The organism is Acinetobacter sp. CAU_H_29a_1, from assembly GCF_058599505.1.
The window spans coordinates 1,006,505-1,023,389 of the sequence record NZ_CM178655.1; the positions used below are offsets into that span (position 1 = coordinate 1,006,505).

The following is a 16,885-nucleotide window of genomic DNA, read 5'->3' on the forward strand; positions in this document are numbered from 1 at the left end:
CACAGCTTCAATTCAATTAGGGTTCATGCGTGATCACGATTTTAAAATCATGTTTTGAGTTCTCATCTAAGGCAGCTTCGGCTGCCTTATTTGGGATATTACTGTTATTGGCTTTTGCGTTCACAGCCAGTATGGGGAGTCAGGAATATTTCGGCTTTTTCCGTTATGACTATCTATTGTTTTATGCCGTGCTGATTCAAGTTTGTCTGCTGTATTTAAAACTTGAGTCTTGGGCCGAAGCTAAAGTGATTGCATTATTTCATGTGATGGCAATGGTGATGGAAATCTTTTTGACTCATCCGCAAATTGCATCTTGGCAGTATCCGCATCCCGCCGTGTTTAAAATTCTCACCGTGCCGTTGTTTGCAGGTTTTATGTATTCGGCTGTAGGCAGTTTTTTTTCGCGCTCATTGCGTCTCTATCATGTTTCTTTTCAGCACTTGCCCCGTTTCTCCGCCATGCTGACATTGGCGGTGTTGTCTTATATCAACTTTATGTCCAAATTTTTTGTTCCGGATATTCGTTATCTTTTGTTTGCGTGGAGCATAGTGCTGTTTTGGAAAACCAAGATTGGCTTTGAATTACAGCAGCACCGTTTTCAACTGCCGATGTTACCCGTACTTTTACTGTTGGCTTTTATTATTTGGATTGCGGAAAATATCAGTACGTTTTACCAAATCTGGCTGTACCCAAGTCAAGTCGATGCATGGCATATGGTCGGTTGGGGTAAGTTGGGTTCTTGGTATTTATTGCTACTGCTCAGTCTGGTGTTGGTGTTAAAGATTTTAGGGAAACGAGACCTACGTGGCAGTTGGTCCTTATACTGCTAGCACATTTTTAAATATTCACTTCACTTTAGTATAAATTGTTTTGCGTTATGCGCTTGTTACGGCTATCTTACAAGGGTGTAGCTCAAAATACACACAATGGGAACAATAAAAATACTCGGAGATAATCGAGTCTGGAGAAACCTTATGTTGAAAAAAATAGCATTGGCTGCGGTTTTGGCTGTTGGTTCTACCGCTACATTTGCAGATAATGACGTCGGTTGTGGTATTGGTTCACAAATTTGGGCTGGCCAGTCTGGTAAAGTCGCTAAAATTTTAGCGGGTACAACCAATGGTCTTTTTGCTAACCAACTTTTCGGTATTACCTTTGGTACTTTAGGTTGTAGCGGTACAGGTACCGTGACTGCTCAGGCAGTAACATTTACCAACGAAAATGCGGAAGCATTGGCGCGTGATATGGCAGTTGGTGAGGGCGAAAGTCTAAATGTACTGGCTGAATTACTGAACATCCAGTCTGAAGATAAAGCACGTTTCTTTGAAGTGTCTAAACAAAACTTCGCAAAAATCTATTCAGCTGAAAACCAAGATGCGCTTCAAGTATTAGCATCTTTACAAGCAGTCATGGCAACGGATAGCGTATTAAAAGCATACGTTTAATTGCACCATAAAACCCTGCCATTCAGGCAGGGTTTTTCATATCTAAAAAAGAAGAATAGCTAACACTGCATGAAATCTGTTGTCCTCCTCTTTAGTGTGCTATTCAGCACCAGCATCTTTGCTCAAGCACCTAGCTCAGCCGAGTTTTATATTGAAAAAGCACAGCAGCTGAAGCTAGCCTCAAATGTGACTTGGCAACGTTTGATGTATGCCAATGTCTCAGGACAAAGTGAAGTCACCTACCGTTCATTTTTTTATAGCGAACACGGACAAACTCAGCTCAAACAAGAGCTTGATGCCAATATTGCAGCACTTTTTACCCCAGCCGAAGCCAATCAATCGATTCAGTGTCGCTTTCCGGCACGTTCAAAATGGCTCATAGGACAACTGAATATTGCATCAAACCAACTGCCTAAAGCCTCATGTCCTGAGCTGGATGAGTGGCTTGGGCAAATTAAGCCATATAAGGCGACTTTAATTTACGCCACGGACTTTATGGGTAATCCTAGTTCGATGTTTGGGCATACCCTGTTAAGGCTCGATCCTAAAGACCAAAAACAGCTGAACTTAGTCTCTTATGCAGTGAATTATGCAGCGACAGTGGCCAATAGCGACAGTTTTTCTTTTGCATGGAAGGGCTTAACCGGGCAGTACCCAGGTGAGTACTCACTCATGCCGTACTATCGAAAAGTGAAAGAATATGGTGATTTGGAAAGCCGCGATTTGTGGGAGTACGAGTTAGCCCTGACGCCAGAAGAAACCAAAACCATGGTTGAGCATATTTGGGAACTCAAGCATGTGCAATTTCCTTACTATTTTATCAGTGATAACTGTGCCTATCGTTTACTGGGTTTAATTGATTTGGTACGGCCAGAGGTCAACCTACAAAAACAATTTAAAACTGCTGCGATTCCTGTTGAGACTATTAAGGCGGTCGATGAAAACCATCTAATTGCAAAAAGTGTTTACCGTCCAGCTTTAGAAACTCAGTTGTTGGCACAAGCCAAACAACACGGACAAGCCTTGGCAGCGGCTGCGCATCAGGTTGCGCAACTTGAACCGGCTCAAATGCAAGACTATTTGAGTCGCTATGCGTTGGTGGATCAGGCACGTATTTTAGAAATGGCCTATGACCATGTGTATTTACAGTTAATTGCACAAAAGGTCGCTGCAGAAGATGCTCAACCGCGTATTCGACAACTGCTGGGTTTGCGGAGTCAGATTAACTTGGAAAAGCAACGTCAAGTGGTCGAAGCGCCAAAAGTAGATCCAGTAAAAGGTCATCAGGCGCGAACCGTTCAGCTTGAATCGGGTGAAATACAAGGTGACACTTATTTCCGACTGAGCCATCGTCAGGCTTATCATGACTTGATTGACCCACAAGGCGGTTTCCGTTTGGGTACACAGCTTAAGTTTCTAGATGGTAGCCTCGAATATCGCGATGATCGACTAAAACTGCAAGAGTTGAATGTGCTGGAGGTCAATGCCTACAGTCCGCTGACTGCCTTTAAAACTCCATTAAGTTGGGGCTTCAATATGGGCTGGCAACAAGAGGCACTAAATCGAGATGGTGCATTTAGTGAACAGGATCAACACGGTGTATTCAATCTATCCAGTCAGTTTGGCTATAGTGTGGCAGATCAAGAGCGTCAACATTTATGCTATGCACAATTGCAAAATCATGTTCAAGCAGGCAAAGCTTTAGACCGAGGTTGGCGCATGGGACTTGGGCCAACGGTAGGCTGCCAGAACATCTGGAGCGAACATATCAATAGTTTGGTACAGGTCGAGCTGCCATATTGGGAAGATAGCCATCAATGGCAAGTCAGACTGAATACTCAGTTGCAATATTTATTCAATCAGCAAAATGCGTTGAGGCTTCATTGGCAGTATCAACAGCAAAAAGGCAAAGATTGGGATCAGACGGGTTTGAGTTATATCCATTTCTTTTAGTTCGATCCTCTTTTCAAAGCTCCAATAATGGGGCTTTTTTTATGAAAGTCATTGCTGTTAAAACAACCAAACGTGAGCCTTACTTTTTATAAAGCGCTGAAAATGAAAGCTGATGGTGAAAATAAGTATTGAAATTTGTTATATTAATCACATAAATGTCTAGGGTCTGTTGAGAATTACCGAGAGTTAATTAAACTCGCGCACAGTTGAATCATGGCTTCAAAACTCGTATCTGTTTTACAACTACGCATCGCTATACGTTTAAATTCTTTTAACTTACAGAAATAGTTTTCAATGAGATGACGCCATTTATACATAATCGTATCAAAGGCTCTCATTACTTTTCGATTAGATTTGGGTGGGATCACCACTTTCACTTTACGTTCATTGAGTTCTTGGATGAGCCAATCTGCATCAAATGCTTTATCCGCTAGTAATGCTTGAAAATCAACATCTTCAATTAAAGGTTTGGTTTCTACTAAATCGTGATATTGACCAGGCATTAATCGAAACTTAATAAGGTTGCCTAGACTATCCACTAAGGCAAGAATTTTACAGGTCATTCCACCTCGAGATTTACCTATAGACTGTTTGAAAGTCCCCCTTTTGCACCTTGCCCATGTCGATGAACTTTAACAATCGTTCCATCAATCATGGCGTATTCCAAATCAACATCTTCATTTACAGATGCAAAAATAGTTTCAAATACACCAGCTTTCACCCAATCACGGTATCTTTTAAAGACGGTATTCCATTTACCAAAATGAGGAGGTAGATCACGCCATGGACTGCCTGTACGGGCAATCCATAGGACTGCTTCTAAAAATAATCGATTATCTTTTCCACTACGACCTCGATCGGTCACTTTACCTAGGCAAAAAGGTTCCATTTTTGCCCATTGGGCATCAGTAAGTATGTATCTATTCATAGTACTATTATAAATTAATCAGTAGCCTTTGTTAATTCTCAACAAGCCCTAGTAAGTCTCAAAAATATATAAATAGGTAAGTTTTATGAATGATGAATGCATGGCTAAATTGGCCGAGCAATGGGGGAAAATTTGCCAACATTATTCAGTGAATGATCACGTTAAAGCGCAAAATTTTATTCAGCAGCATTCGTCTGTATTGGTTAATGAATTTTATAGCAATATTGTCTTGGAGCCTGAGGCTGCAGATTTTTTTAAAGATGACATCATTCAACAACGTTTAAAAAACAGTTTAAACCAATGGCTCATTGAAAGTTTCGACGTGGCTGTGAATGAAGCCTATTATGCAGCAGTTGAAAAACAACAAAAAGTTGGGCAGGTACATGCGCGGGTGGGCATTCCTTCTTGGTTGATCATGCGCGGTATTCGTGAGATTGAGAACAAGATCTTGGAACTCTTGGCTGGACTTCCGCTAGAAAATAACCACCACATGCTAAGTTATATGCTGCAAATTATGGGTTTTGCGACAGAAATTATGTGCAGATCCTATGAAGCCAATACTGAGCGAAGCCATGAAGTTAAGCATAGCTATCGCTTATTTTCTGCAATGCAAGATGTCGCGGTACAAAAAGATAAGCAGCGCAGTATTTTGCTTGACTGGGAAAATGAGCTGATGTTCAAAGTCTTCTCCGAGCATCCGCAGTTACAACACATTGCTTTGTCTAAGTCAGAATTTGGTCTATGGTTTGTGCATAAAGCAGCGTATGCCTTTACGGGTGCAGAGCAGGTGGAGACCATTATCAGGCTGATTCAACAGGTCGATACCCTCAATTTTGACGTGCTCGACTGTCAGGATCAGGATCAGGCTCAGAAGGTAGAACGCATTCAAGAAATTCGTGACGTGAACCGACAGATTCAGCATTTGGTCGATCAACTGTTTCAAGTGACCGAATATATAGACTCAGGCAATGACTCACTGACTCAGCTGTTAAACCGTCGTTATTTAAGTACGATTGTGTCGCGTGAAATTAATTTTGCCCGTAAAAATGATGCAGCACTTAGTTTATTGGCAATCGACGCGGATTATTTCAAACGTATTAATGATAAATATGGGCATACCGCAGGGGACTTGGCACTGCGTTTTATTGCTGAAGTCTTGTTAGATGTAGCGAAGGGCAGTGACTATGCCTTCCGTGTCGGTGGGGAAGAGTTCTTATTGCTGTTGGTCGACAGTGATCTCACGCGTGCTTTACAAATCGCTGAAACGATTCGTATGCGGGTACAGGAAACCCCAATTCGTACCGCTCATGGGCAAAGTTTTAGTTTTACCGTCAGTATTGGCTGTACGGTTTATAATGGTCATCCTGACTATCAACGCTTTTTAGACACTGCCGATTCGGCACTCTATGCCGCCAAAAATAAAGGGCGTAACTGTATTCATATGACTGAAAAAGTCCTGAGTGTTTAAATCTCAGATTTAAACACGAGCTGTTCTAAGACGTTTCAAATCGGTTGTTGAGGTGCTTATACCTCAACAATCACATAGTATTTTTTTACAGCTTCAACCACTTCAAATGTGCCGATAAAACTCGGAGGAATAATTCCTGCCTGACCTGCCTTGATTTCAATGAAGTTTTGAGTATGGGCATCATGAATACGGATGCAGCCTTCCATCACTTGAAAGAATTCTTGTTTGTTGTCAGCAAATTGAATATTCCATGAGCCAACTTCACAGTGCCAAATCCCGCAGCCCATGTGTGGGTGTTCATATAGACTATAGGTCTGGCGCTGTGGATTGCCTTGAACCAAACGGTCTGGACGTGGAAAATCAATACTCTGTTCGCCTTGGGTCAAACCATGACCTGCTAACCAAATTGCTGACATTGCGTATTCCTCTAAACAAAAAATGAATCGTTCAATGATATATGCATAAAAAAAGCCCCAACAGAGGTTGAGGCTTTATGTTTCAATTAATAGCTTTCAGGGACTGCACTTAAAAACTCGCGGCGCTCTTCTTTATTGGTTTTAAAGTCACCAATAAAGGAAACGGTACGTGTAGTCGATTCTTGTTTGCCGACGCCGCGCATCATCATACACATATGTGCTGAATCAATCATAACCGCCACGCCACGTGCACCTGTCACTTCTGCAACCGCTTCTGCAATCTGCTGCGTCAGGTTTTCTTGAATCTGTAGACGACGTGCAAACATTTCGGTGATGCGTGCAAATTTAGAGAGTCCAAGGACATTGCCTTCAGGTAAATACGCAATATGTACGCGACCATAAAAAGGCAATAAATGGTGTTCACAGAGTGAATAAAATTCGATATTTTTAACCAGCACCATTTCACGGTTGTCCGATGGGAACACCGCATTATTGGTCACTTCTTCTAAGCTTTTGCTATAACCAGACGTTAAATACGAAAAAGCTTTAGCAGCACGCATAGGCGTATCGAGGAGACCTGGACGGGTTAGGTCTTCACCAACGGCAGTTAAGATGTTAGCGTAGGATTGCTGCATAGACATAAGACGTGTTCACTTACACTGATATTGAACAAGGACGGCATTGTAGCAGAAAACTATTCCAATGCCTTATTTTGGACAAAAATCCGATTACTGTTTAAACTTTGGGTTCTTGTCGCTTCGTTTTAGCAACACTAAAACAGCACCTGTACCACCTTGCTTCTCTGGTGCACTCACAAAAGCCAGCACATCGCGGTGTTGACGCAGCCAACCATTCACATATGTTTTTAAAATGGCTTCCGGACCTTTGCCGTGTACAATTTTAATGACATTTTGATTTTCATCTTTGGCCATTTGAATGACTTGTAAAACTGCGACACGGGCTTCTTCAACGGTGCAACCATGCAAGTCGACTGCTTCAAACCAACGAATGTTACCCGCTTTTAAATCTTCAAATACTTTGTGTTGTAGTGTAGCAATGCGATAACTGAGTGTGGCTTGGCTCGCTACAGGGTTGAGCATCGCTTGAGTATCGGACAGCTCAGTTGCATCTGTATGCATTGGGCCTTCAGCCGCTGCACGTTTTGCTAAAGTTTGTGCATCGATTTTTTTCTTTGGATTTTTTTCTATTTTGGCAATGTTCGCGGTCTCCATTTTTTGGACACCTTGCATTTGTTTTTGAAACAACGCGAAATCATCTTCTGGCTCGGGCGGAGCAACTTGAGCTTGGGCTTCAGACTGTTTGATGGCAGTCGAATGCGGATTGGTGATTTGCTTTTTAAAGTCTTTCAGTAAATTAAACTGTTCTTTAGAAAGCGATGAATCATGTTTGCTCATAGTGTCAGAAAAATACGCAAAATAAGAAATTAGGCGATAATTATAGTCTGATTTTCCCTATATTTGAACTGAATTGCATTCATAGAGATTTGCAAAAAATTGCATGTCAAATGGTGAATAGTATTCTGCGCGGTGCTCAAGAGCACTGCTGTTCTGGAAGAACCTCAAATGATTGAACCCGAGCAACCATTCTATCTAGAGAGACAAATGATGTACTCGGGTTCAGGTTTGGCATGCTAAGTCAGTCGTGACTTAACTTGCACGTAAATTACTGAGAATTTTATCCAGTTTCTTGTCGATTTGACCACGGAAGGTATTCGGTAGTAAACGCGATACTTTAATAAGAAGACGTACTTGTGTACCTAGAATGATCATGAAATCAGAAGATAAAATACCGTTGTAAATTTCTTTAGATGCCTTATCTAGAGGCATACTACCACCCAGCTGTTTCAAAGCAGCTGTTACAGGCGAGCCGTGTTTACGCTCTTCAGTCACCAACGGCGTATCAATTTCAGGTGGGCATACCACGGCAATATCAATGTTTTGGCTGCGTAGCTCCATACGGAGTACTTCAGCTAGGCCAACCACACCAAATTTAGAAGAACAATAACCTGTATAGCCATAACAACCGAGCAGCCCAGATGCTGAAGCAATGAAGACAACTTTAGGGCGTCTGCCTTGTTGGGTAGTTTGTTTTAAATAAGGTAATGCAGCATGAGCAACATTGCGACTACCAACAAGGTTAATATTGATTTGGCGTAAAAACTCTTCAGAACTCATGTCTTCAAAAGATTTTGCAATCACAATACCAGCAGAATTGATTACAAGATCAGGTGTACCTGCTGCAGTAACTACTTCAGCAAATGCCTTTTCCAAATTACTTTCATTTTGTACATCAATTTCAAAACCATGTACCGATGGTGACTGTTTTTTTAATTCAGTTACTGCTTGCTCAATCCCCGCATGGGCAAAAATACAAACCTGATATTTATCTTTTAGTAACAGTTTGCTTAATGCAAGACCGATACCGCTGCTGCCGCCTGTAACCCATGCTGTTTTCATATTTTTTTTCATCACAATATCCTTTTGAATGTTTCGAATGAGCCTTAAACAACTTCTTCTTTTAGCAAAACATCGCTAAATTTTGTACGAAGTTCAGCCTTGACAATTTTGCCTGTGCCATTGACTGGCAGTGCATCTACAAAAATGACTACGTCCGGAATCTGCCAGCGTGCAATTTTATTTTCAAAATAAGCTCGGGCTTCATCTTCAGTCAGTGTTGAATTTTCCTGTTTTACTACAATTAAGATTGGACGCTCGTCCCACTTTGGATGACGTGCTGCAATTGCGGCAGCCATGCGAATTTCAGGATGTCCAACTGCAATTTTTTCAATTTCAACCGAAGAAATCCATTCACCGCCTGACTTGATCAAATCTTTAGCACGGTCACAAATGGTCATATAGCCGTCTGCATTTAATGTTGCAATATCGCCCGTGTCGAACCAACCATCGGCTGTGGTGGCACTTTTTTCTTGGTTGAAGTAATGATCAACAATCCAAGGCCCGCGGATTTGAAGATTACCTTGAGTATGACCATCGTTTGGTAAAGGATTTAGGCTATCGCCATCCACGATGCGAAGTTCAACGCCAAAAGGCGGGCGACCTTGGGTTAAGCGTAGTTTTTCAAAGTCTTCAGCGCTTAAAGCTGAATGTTTTGCTTTCGGTTGGTTGATCGTGCCGAGTGGACTGGTTTCAGACATCCCCCAAGCATGAATGGTGTCGCATGCATAGTTATCTTTGAAATCGCGAATAATCGACGGTGGGCACGCAGCGCCACCCACAACATTGCGGTTCATACTGTCTAAGGTTGTGCCACGTTTTTTTGCAGCAGCAAGTAAACCTTGCCAGATGGTTGGCACACCTAAAGCGATGGTTACTTTATAGTCATCAATTAAGCTGGCTAAGCTATCACCATCCAGATTTGGCCCTGGAAGGACAATAGTACAGCCCACCATTGCTGCTGAGTAAGGAACACCCCATGCATTTACATGGAACATGGGTACGACAAGCATGACGATATCTGATGCAGACAAGTTGAGTGAGTCTGGGAAACACGTTGCCATGCTGTGTAATAAGGTTGAGCGGTGGCTATACAACACCCCTTTAGGATTGCCTGTAGTGCCAGAAGTGTAGCAAAGCGAACTTGGCGTTTCTTCGCCGAATTGCGGCCAGTTAAATTCAGCAGATTGGTTTTGAATTAAATCATCATAGAAAATAACATCTGGAAGTGCTGCAATGACTTTTTCATCACGCGCACCGTAACAGATAAATTTTTCAACGGTTGGTACTTTGCCTTGGATTGCGACAATTAACGTTAGAAAAGTTGAATCAAAGAAAATCGCTTTATCTTGTGCATCGTTAATAATGAACACCAGTTGTTCTGGGAATAAGCGAGGGTTGATGGTGTGGCAAACATAACCACTACCCGAAATAGCATACCAAGATTCTAAATGACGGTGGTTGTTCCACGCGATCGTTGCAAGACGATCACCTTGGTTAAGATTAAATGATGTGAAAGCATTGGCTAAACGTTTGCTATTCTGTTGGACCTGTAACCAATTGGTGATGGTCATTTGTCCAGTTACTTCACGTGAAAAAATAGAAGTATCTGCGTGGTACTTTGCCGCATGTTCGATTAAATTACTAATCAATAAAGATTGGTGCATCATTTTGCCAAACATTTCATTTATCCTTGGTGACTATTTTTCTAATAAAAAAGGCTATTTGCTGAAGCAAAAAGCCTTTTGGAATTTATTTGTCGCTAAATACAACATCCGAACCTGGTTTAATATAACGCGGCATTTTTTGCCCTGGTTCAGCCACGACGTGAAGAGTGCGCTCGATCCAACCTGCATCCATAATAAACATCAGTGAATCATCATCATTTAAGTTGACGTTCGCACCATTAATGACCATAAAGCCTTCAGCACCTTCTGGTGTTGCTAAAGTATGGATCGAACCTGCTGGTTCAAATAAATAGCTGCCAGCCGTTTGAACATCTTCAGGATATTCGACATAATGCCATGAACCTGCTGTTGTATAGAAATGTACAACACCGGTATGGAAGTGACGTGGAAGGATAGTACCCGGTTCAAAACGGGCATGAATGACCCAGACGCCATTATCGGGGTCTAAAAAGCAAGGTGTGACATGCACACCCGGTAGTGCATTTTTGATTTCGCCATCTTTGATGTTAATCGTTAATAATCGATCCTGATGTTTAACTGATTGTGCGATGCTCATGACAAACTCCTTGTATGTCTTGGAATCAGAATATGATATGAGATATCAATATCTAAGATTTCCTTAAGCCTGAGCATAACAATGTTTCAGAAAATGCAAACCACTCGAAAGAATGGAATTTACATTGTTTGATAAATGCGCGAATGAACAGTTTAAAATAGGGATTGGAATGGTTTTTGATGCTATTTCATATTGCTTAACTGCGGTGCCCCTACTAATTTATAAGTGTTTTAGACTGATGAACGGCATAACATGATTCGTAGAGGATGATGTTTTCCCAAATGCAAAATTCAGGGAAATGAATGTTGCAGATGTAATTGAATAAAAAGATTGGATGAATATACATGCAAGTGTTGAAGACTAAACTCAGTCGTCCGAGCATGCTGAATGGCAGGGCAATGCAACGTCCCCAACTGTTAAGTCAGATCGTGGACTATTGTCAGTCTTCTTTGGTTTTTATTCACGCCGCGGCGGGTTATGGAAAAACCACGCTGATGCATCAACTTTCAGAGTCTCTTTTAGCAAAGGGAAAGAAAGTCTGTTGGTTAACTTTGGATGATGATGAAAATGATCCTATTCGACTCTATCAATACTTGCGTTTAGCGCTTTTAGATTTAGAACCACCGCATTCGATCTCTTATGGACAGATCCATAAACAACACATCATTGAACTGACGCAAAAAGTTGCAGAAGAGGATGCTGACACAGTTTTATTTATCGATGAGTTTGAAGTATTAACAAACCCAGAATGTTTAAATATCTTTTGGTGGTTGTACCAGTCCTTACCTGAAAATTGTCATTTGGTGATTGCTTCAAGGGTCAAACCCAACTGGAGTTTCGCGAAAGAATATCTATTAGGTCATTTAAAGTGGGTCACAGAGTCTCAGCTGAGTATCAAACAGCAAGAAAGCAGTGCGCTTATTCAGTTTTTACAACAACAAAACTTTGACCAGCTTGCTTTAAGCACTGAGCTTGCAGAACAACTGATTGATAAAACTGAAGGCTGGTTTACAGGCATTCAGTTCACCAATTTATATTTGAAAGAACATCAAGATATTCATGGCTTTATTCAAAACTTAAGTGGTGCGCACCATCAGATTGTAAATTACCTCAGTGAGCAGGTTTTTTACAACAAGACCCTGAAATTCAGCAATTTTTATTGCAAATTAGTGTACTGAGGAAAATTAATCCAGCTTTGGTTGTCGCTTTAACGGGTAATCATGCTGCACAGCAGATTCTCGATGTCATCAGCCAAAAAGGCTTGTTCATTCAAGCGATAGATGAACAGCGTACGTGGTATCGCGTGCATCATTTATTTCGAGACTTTTTGCAATTGAAGTTTAAGCTTTTACAACCTGATGCATATCAGGAAATGTATAGTAAAGCGGCAGAATGGTTCAAACAACAGCGTTATCTGATGGAGGCGATTTATCACGCCCAACAAGCAGAAGATCAGCAGTTGATTTTGTCTTTGCTCAACTCGGTGTGTCGTGAACTGATTTTAGAAGGCCGACACTATACGTTGTTGGAGTTGGTCAAACAGATCCCTGATTCTGTCTTGCTGCAAAATCCAAATTTGCTCTATGACATTATTTGGACCTTGGTGCTGACGCATCAAGTGACCCTAGCCAATCATTATTTACAGCTCTGGCATAGTGTGGATCAACATGAAACCTTATTACAACATGAGGACCAATTAGGTTTAGCCCCTCTCATTGCTGTTTTAGAAGACAAGTTAGATGTGGCTTATCGCTTAGCGCAACAAAACTTAGCACAACTGCCAAGTACCGTTTATTTTGTCCGTGCTCTACTGATTGGGATTGGGGCTTTACATCACATTTGTTTGGGGCAAATGAGTGAAGCACGAAAGCTATTACTACAAACGCGCATTATCTATTTGCAAGGTCATAACCTATATGGTTTGGCAATGGTCGACTGTATTGATGCCCTATGTGATTATTTATTAGGAAATTTAACGCTCGCGGCAGAGAAATTTACTCAAGTAGGGCAGAGCGAGGAATATCGTAACTTAGGTCTAGATGAAGACAATAAAGCGACTATTATGAATATTCTGAGCAGCTTTAAAGCAGACCTGTATTATGAAATGAACCAAATGTCGCAAGTCGAAGTTGCATTAATGGACTTTAAGGGCGGCGGTAATCTAGCAATGCCTGATATGGTGATAGTCGGTTATATTTTACAAATGCGACTAGCGACCTTGCATCAAGATCAAAGTGCGATACAAACGTGTTTGCACCAAGCACATACCCGTAGTAGCCAATGGTCATTACCTCGACTCGCACAAACCATACAAGCCTATGTGCAACAAGCAAGCCCGCTTTCTGCATTAGCTGATACTGAACAGGCAGCATTTCAGCCATATTTAAATTTTACGAATTTGCTGCGTGGCGATGATTTAATGCTGGTGCGTCAGCAAATTTTCATGGGGCAAGTCGAGCAAGCCAAAGAATATTTAAGCCAGCAGTTAGCATTTTTTAGGATTTATCCGATACGTTTTGCGCGTGTTCAAATTTTGTTTGCACTGGCCCTGTATCAGCTGAAACAACATGAACAGGCTTTTGAAGCTCTACAACAAGCGCTTGAAACCCTCATGCCGACTCAGGCAGTGCGGGTGATTCTAGATGAAAACCCTTTAATTTGGGATATGTTAAGTGGGCTAAGTCAGCATTTAAGTCGACAGAAGCAAAAGCATACAGTTGTATTGCTAGAATATATCCAGCAACTTCAAAAGCTCAATCAAGCTGAAAGCAGTGCTGAAGCTTTGATCGGAAGTTCTGGCCTTGAGGCTTTATCAAAACGTGAAGTCCAAATTTTAGAAAAATTAAGCCGTGGCTGTACTGATGCTGAAATATCCGAGTCGATCTTTTTGTCCATCAATACGGTGAAATGGCATCTGCGTAAAATCTATAACAAGTTGCAGGTCCGCTCTCGAATGGAAGCGGTGAATGAGGCCAAGAAGCAGGGCTTAATTGAGTAATTTAAAATTGAACAATTTTTTATATGTTACTGTTTAACCAGATCTTCAACAGCTTTTTGAAAGGACATATCACAAAGTATTCAGGGCAAGAGTATGCCTTACCCTGAATGTGCGATTAAAGTGTTTGAGGTGTTCCAAACAGCTCAGTAAAGGCGTGGTCTGGACGCGGCTGCTTCATAAAGCTTTCACCGACCAAGAAAGCATGAATGCCATGCTCTTGCATCATCGCCACATCCGCTGGGGTCGCAATGCCGCTTTCAGTCACCAGTAGACGAGATGGTTCAAGCAGTTTTTTCAGACGAATCGAGGTGTTTAAGTCAACATCAAAGGTTTTTAAGTTACGGTTATTGACACCCAATACGCAACGCTCAGATAGACGCAAAGCACGTTCAAGCTCTGCTTCATCGTGTACTTCAACCAAGACATCTAAATTCTGCTCAAAAGCTGTTTTCGACATTTCTTCGAGTTGTTGATCGGACAAGCATGCCACAATCAGAAGAATACAGTCCGCATGTAAAGCACGTGCTTCAATCACCCCATAAGGGTCAATCAGAAAGTCTTTGCGTAATGCAGGTAGGGCACAGTGAGAACGTGCAATTTGAATATTCTCATCGGCACCTTGGAAAAAATCGACATCGGTTAAAACTGATAAACATGCTGCACCTGCGGCTTCGTATTGTTGTGCGATTTCAGCAGGATCAAAGTTTTCACGAATGATGCCCTTAGATGGTGATGCTTTCTTAATTTCAGCGATCACACCCGGTTGTCTGCTCAGTAAAGACTTTGCAAAACCACGCACAGGAGTTGCCTCAAATGCCCATTCTTCAACATCTTTATAGCTACGTTGTTTGAGGCGTGCAGCAAACTCTTCCTGCTTGCGATCCACAATTTTGCCTAAAATCGTATTTGCGATATCTACCATGACAAAATCCTGTCTATCAAGCGTCGTATTGTTTAAGGGTTTTGCTGAATTCAGCAAGGATGCTCATCTTTTCTAAGGCTTGTCCGCCGTAGATGATGTCATGTGCTAAAGCCACGCCTTGTTTATAGCTGGTACAAAGTCCAGAGACATATAAACCGGCACCTGCATTTAAAGCAATCATATTGGCTGCTTTTTCGCCTTTATCGGATTTGTTTTTACCTAAGGCATCTTTGATTAGGCTTAAACTTTCAGCAGAGTCTTGAATGATTAAACCTGTTAAAGTTTGCGATTCGATCCCAACATCTTCAGGTTGAATCTCCCATTCGGTGACTTCACCATTTTTGAGTTCAGCCACATAGGTGCTTGATGCAAGGCTAATTTCATCTAAACCATCTTTAGAATGAACGACCATGACATGTTCAGCCCCCAGTTGTTTCATCACTTCTGCAATTGGTCGACATAATTCAGTCGAAAACACCCCAATCACTAGACGTTTTACTCCAGCCGGATTCGTAAGCGGGCCAAGTAAATTAAAAATACTGCGAATGCCTAATTCACGACGTGGGCCAACCGCATACTTCATCGCTTTGTGATGATTCGGGGCAAACAAGAAACCGACACCCATTTCGCGAATACAGCGTTCAGTTTGTTGCATGTTTAAGTCAAGTTGGATGCCTGCTTGTTCTAACAGGTCCGAGGAACCCGATTTGGTTGAAACACCACGGTTACCATGTTTAGCAATAGTTGCACCTGCCGCAGCAATCACAAAAGCAGACGCAGTCGAGACGTTGAATAAGTTCTGACCGTCACCACCTGTACCGACGATATCGACTAAATAAGGCACATCACTGACATCAATTTTGATGGCAAACTCGCGCATGACACGAGCTGCTGCGGTAATTTCATCAATACTTTCACCTTTTAAGCGAAGACCCATCATCAGTGCACCAATTTGGGCATCAGTTGCTTCACCATTCATGATGGTACGCATGACGTCTTCCATTTGCGGCTGCGTCAACTCAATATTTTTAGTGATGTTATTTAAAGCTTGTTGCATATTCATTTTTCACTGCACTCATTTATGCGTAAATTTCTAAAAAGTTCTTAAAGATTTGATGGCCATGCTGACTCAAGATTGATTCAGGGTGAAATTGCACGCCTTCAACGGCAAGCGTCTTATGCTTTACACCCATGATTTCTTCAATTGAGCCATCGGCTTCATTGGTCCAGCAAGTCACTTCTAAGCATTCAGGCAAGCTTTCTTGATCAATCACCAGTGAGTGATAACGCGTTGCTGAAAACGGAGAAGGGAGGTTGCTAAAAATGCCTTTATCCGAGTGGTGCATGTCAGACAAACGACCATGCATCACTTTTTTGGCACGAATGATTTCGCCGCCAAAAGCCTGACCAATGGCCTGATGTCCTAAGCACACCCCTAATAATGGAATTTTTCCAGCAAAATGCTGAATGGCTGGAATAGAAATTCCTGCTTCCGAAGGTGAGCATGGACCAGGGCCAATCACAAGATATTTAGGTTGCCATCGCTCAATATCTTCCAATGTCACGGCATCATTACGCACTACTTTTACTTCTTGATTTAACTCGCCAAAATATTGGACGATGTTGTAGGTAAAAGAGTCATAGTTGTCGATCATTAAAAGCATGAGCTTAACCTATTGAAATTTATGCACATAAATGTGCTTGAAGAGTCCTGTGGTATTCGTGCAATTACATTATAAAGCTATAAGTAAATTATTTTTCTCATTCAATGACTTGAATGGAGGCACAAAACCGAAATTATCATAGCAAAAAATACACAGCTAGGGCGTGACATTTTTTCGCGTGTCTAAAAATTACAATGGGTTTTGTTACTAACAGATATAGAGTTTATGAATATCTTAGATTCAAATCCTAACGAGAAACCTCGTGGACTATGTGTAAATATCATGAAGCATGCACATTCAACGAATATAAAAGAATATCTTCTGATGTTGTGAGCTAAAAACTCCCCAAATATCACCAAAACAGAGCATTTTT

General features: G+C 41.5%; 16 protein-coding genes. 6 read left to right on the plus strand and 10 right to left on the minus strand.

Annotation, left to right across the window (positions count from 1 at the left end):
* The first annotated feature begins 32 nt into the window (after window positions 1–32).
* The 3 genes from AC4MDD_RS05030 to AC4MDD_RS05040 all read left to right on the plus strand — a co-directional run bounded on the left by AC4MDD_RS05030 (window position 33) and on the right by AC4MDD_RS05040 (window position 3,398).
* Window positions 33–830, plus strand: a complete 798-nt coding sequence (locus AC4MDD_RS05030; protein ID WP_491882599.1) for a DUF817 family protein — start codon at window positions 33–35, stop codon at window positions 828–830.
* A gap of 144 nt (window positions 831–974) precedes the next feature.
* Entirely contained in the window at window positions 975–1,445 is a 471-nt protein-coding gene (locus AC4MDD_RS05035; RefSeq protein WP_004695672.1) for a DUF3015 family protein, read from the plus strand.
* A 69-nt stretch (window positions 1,446–1,514) separates the two neighbouring features.
* Window positions 1,515–3,398, plus strand: a complete 1,884-nt coding sequence (locus tag AC4MDD_RS05040; protein WP_491882388.1) for an Lnb N-terminal periplasmic domain-containing protein — start codon at window positions 1,515–1,517, stop codon at window positions 3,396–3,398.
* Window positions 3,399–3,574: 176 nt separating this feature from the next.
* On the opposite strand, the gene AC4MDD_RS05045 is transcribed toward AC4MDD_RS05040, so the two are convergent.
* Window positions 3,575–4,326, minus strand: a protein-coding gene (locus tag AC4MDD_RS05045; protein WP_491882389.1) for an IS5 family transposase whose coding sequence is annotated in 2 segments (ribosomal slippage) — window positions 3,575–3,990 and window positions 3,990–4,326 — 753 coding nt in all. Because the reading frame shifts where the segments join, the coding sequence is not laid out codon by codon here.
* A gap of 85 nt (window positions 4,327–4,411) precedes the next feature.
* Between AC4MDD_RS05045 and AC4MDD_RS05050 the strand changes: the two genes are divergently transcribed.
* On the plus strand, window positions 4,412–5,794 hold the full coding sequence (locus AC4MDD_RS05050; protein ID WP_279043627.1) for a diguanylate cyclase: 1,383 nt from the start codon (window positions 4,412–4,414) through the stop codon (window positions 5,792–5,794).
* Window positions 5,795–5,850: 56 nt separating this feature from the next.
* On the opposite strand, the gene AC4MDD_RS05055 is transcribed toward AC4MDD_RS05050, so the two are convergent.
* The 6 genes from AC4MDD_RS05055 to AC4MDD_RS05080 form a co-directional block, all read right to left on the minus strand.
* Window positions 5,851–6,210, minus strand: a complete 360-nt coding sequence (locus tag AC4MDD_RS05055; protein WP_279043626.1) for a cupin domain-containing protein — start codon at window positions 6,208–6,210, stop codon at window positions 5,851–5,853.
* Window positions 6,211–6,296: 86 nt separating this feature from the next.
* On the minus strand, window positions 6,297–6,845 hold the full coding sequence (gene folE / locus AC4MDD_RS05060; RefSeq protein ID WP_171054237.1) for a GTP cyclohydrolase I FolE: 549 nt from the start codon (window positions 6,843–6,845) through the stop codon (window positions 6,297–6,299).
* Window positions 6,846–6,938: 93 nt separating this feature from the next.
* Window positions 6,939–7,625 (minus strand): Smr/MutS family protein, encoded by a 687-nt coding sequence (locus AC4MDD_RS05065; protein ID WP_279043624.1) that lies wholly within the window; start codon window positions 7,623–7,625, stop codon window positions 6,939–6,941.
* A 252-nt stretch (window positions 7,626–7,877) separates the two neighbouring features.
* Window positions 7,878–8,699, minus strand: coding sequence for an SDR family NAD(P)-dependent oxidoreductase (locus tag AC4MDD_RS05070; RefSeq protein ID WP_490738327.1), 822 nt, complete (start codon window positions 8,697–8,699; stop codon window positions 7,878–7,880).
* A 32-nt stretch (window positions 8,700–8,731) separates the two neighbouring features.
* Entirely contained in the window at window positions 8,732–10,366 is a 1,635-nt protein-coding gene (locus AC4MDD_RS05075; protein ID WP_491882390.1) for a long-chain fatty acid--CoA ligase, read from the minus strand.
* 70 nt (window positions 10,367–10,436) lie between these two features.
* Window positions 10,437–10,928 (minus strand): 2,4'-dihydroxyacetophenone dioxygenase family protein, encoded by a 492-nt coding sequence (locus AC4MDD_RS05080; protein ID WP_279693268.1) that lies wholly within the window; start codon window positions 10,926–10,928, stop codon window positions 10,437–10,439.
* A gap of 344 nt (window positions 10,929–11,272) precedes the next feature.
* On the opposite strand from AC4MDD_RS05080, the gene AC4MDD_RS05085 reads away from it, so the two are divergent.
* Window positions 11,273–12,106 (plus strand): AAA family ATPase, encoded by an 834-nt coding sequence (locus tag AC4MDD_RS05085; protein WP_491882391.1) that lies wholly within the window; start codon window positions 11,273–11,275, stop codon window positions 12,104–12,106.
* A complete protein-coding gene (locus tag AC4MDD_RS05090; protein WP_491882392.1) occupies window positions 12,088–13,926 on the plus strand; it encodes a winged helix-turn-helix domain-containing protein in 1,839 nt (612 codons plus the stop codon). The genes AC4MDD_RS05085 and AC4MDD_RS05090 overlap by 19 nt, the downstream gene beginning before the upstream one ends.
* Window positions 13,927–14,041: 115 nt before the next feature.
* Here AC4MDD_RS05090 and trpC read toward each other — a convergent pair whose 3' ends face one another.
* Genes trpC through AC4MDD_RS05105 form a run of 3 tightly spaced genes read right to left on the minus strand, consistent with a single transcriptional unit; the run spans window position 14,042 to window position 16,512 of the window.
* Entirely contained in the window at window positions 14,042–14,848 is an 807-nt protein-coding gene (trpC, locus tag AC4MDD_RS05095; RefSeq protein WP_491882393.1) for an indole-3-glycerol phosphate synthase TrpC, read from the minus strand.
* Between the two features lie 16 nt (window positions 14,849–14,864).
* A complete protein-coding gene (trpD, locus tag AC4MDD_RS05100; protein WP_005400478.1) occupies window positions 14,865–15,911 on the minus strand; it encodes an anthranilate phosphoribosyltransferase in 1,047 nt (348 codons plus the stop codon).
* Window positions 15,912–15,927: 16 nt separating this feature from the next.
* Window positions 15,928–16,512, minus strand: a complete 585-nt coding sequence (locus AC4MDD_RS05105; RefSeq protein ID WP_087013255.1) for an anthranilate synthase component II — start codon at window positions 16,510–16,512, stop codon at window positions 15,928–15,930.
* Window positions 16,513–16,885 lie beyond the last annotated feature (373 nt).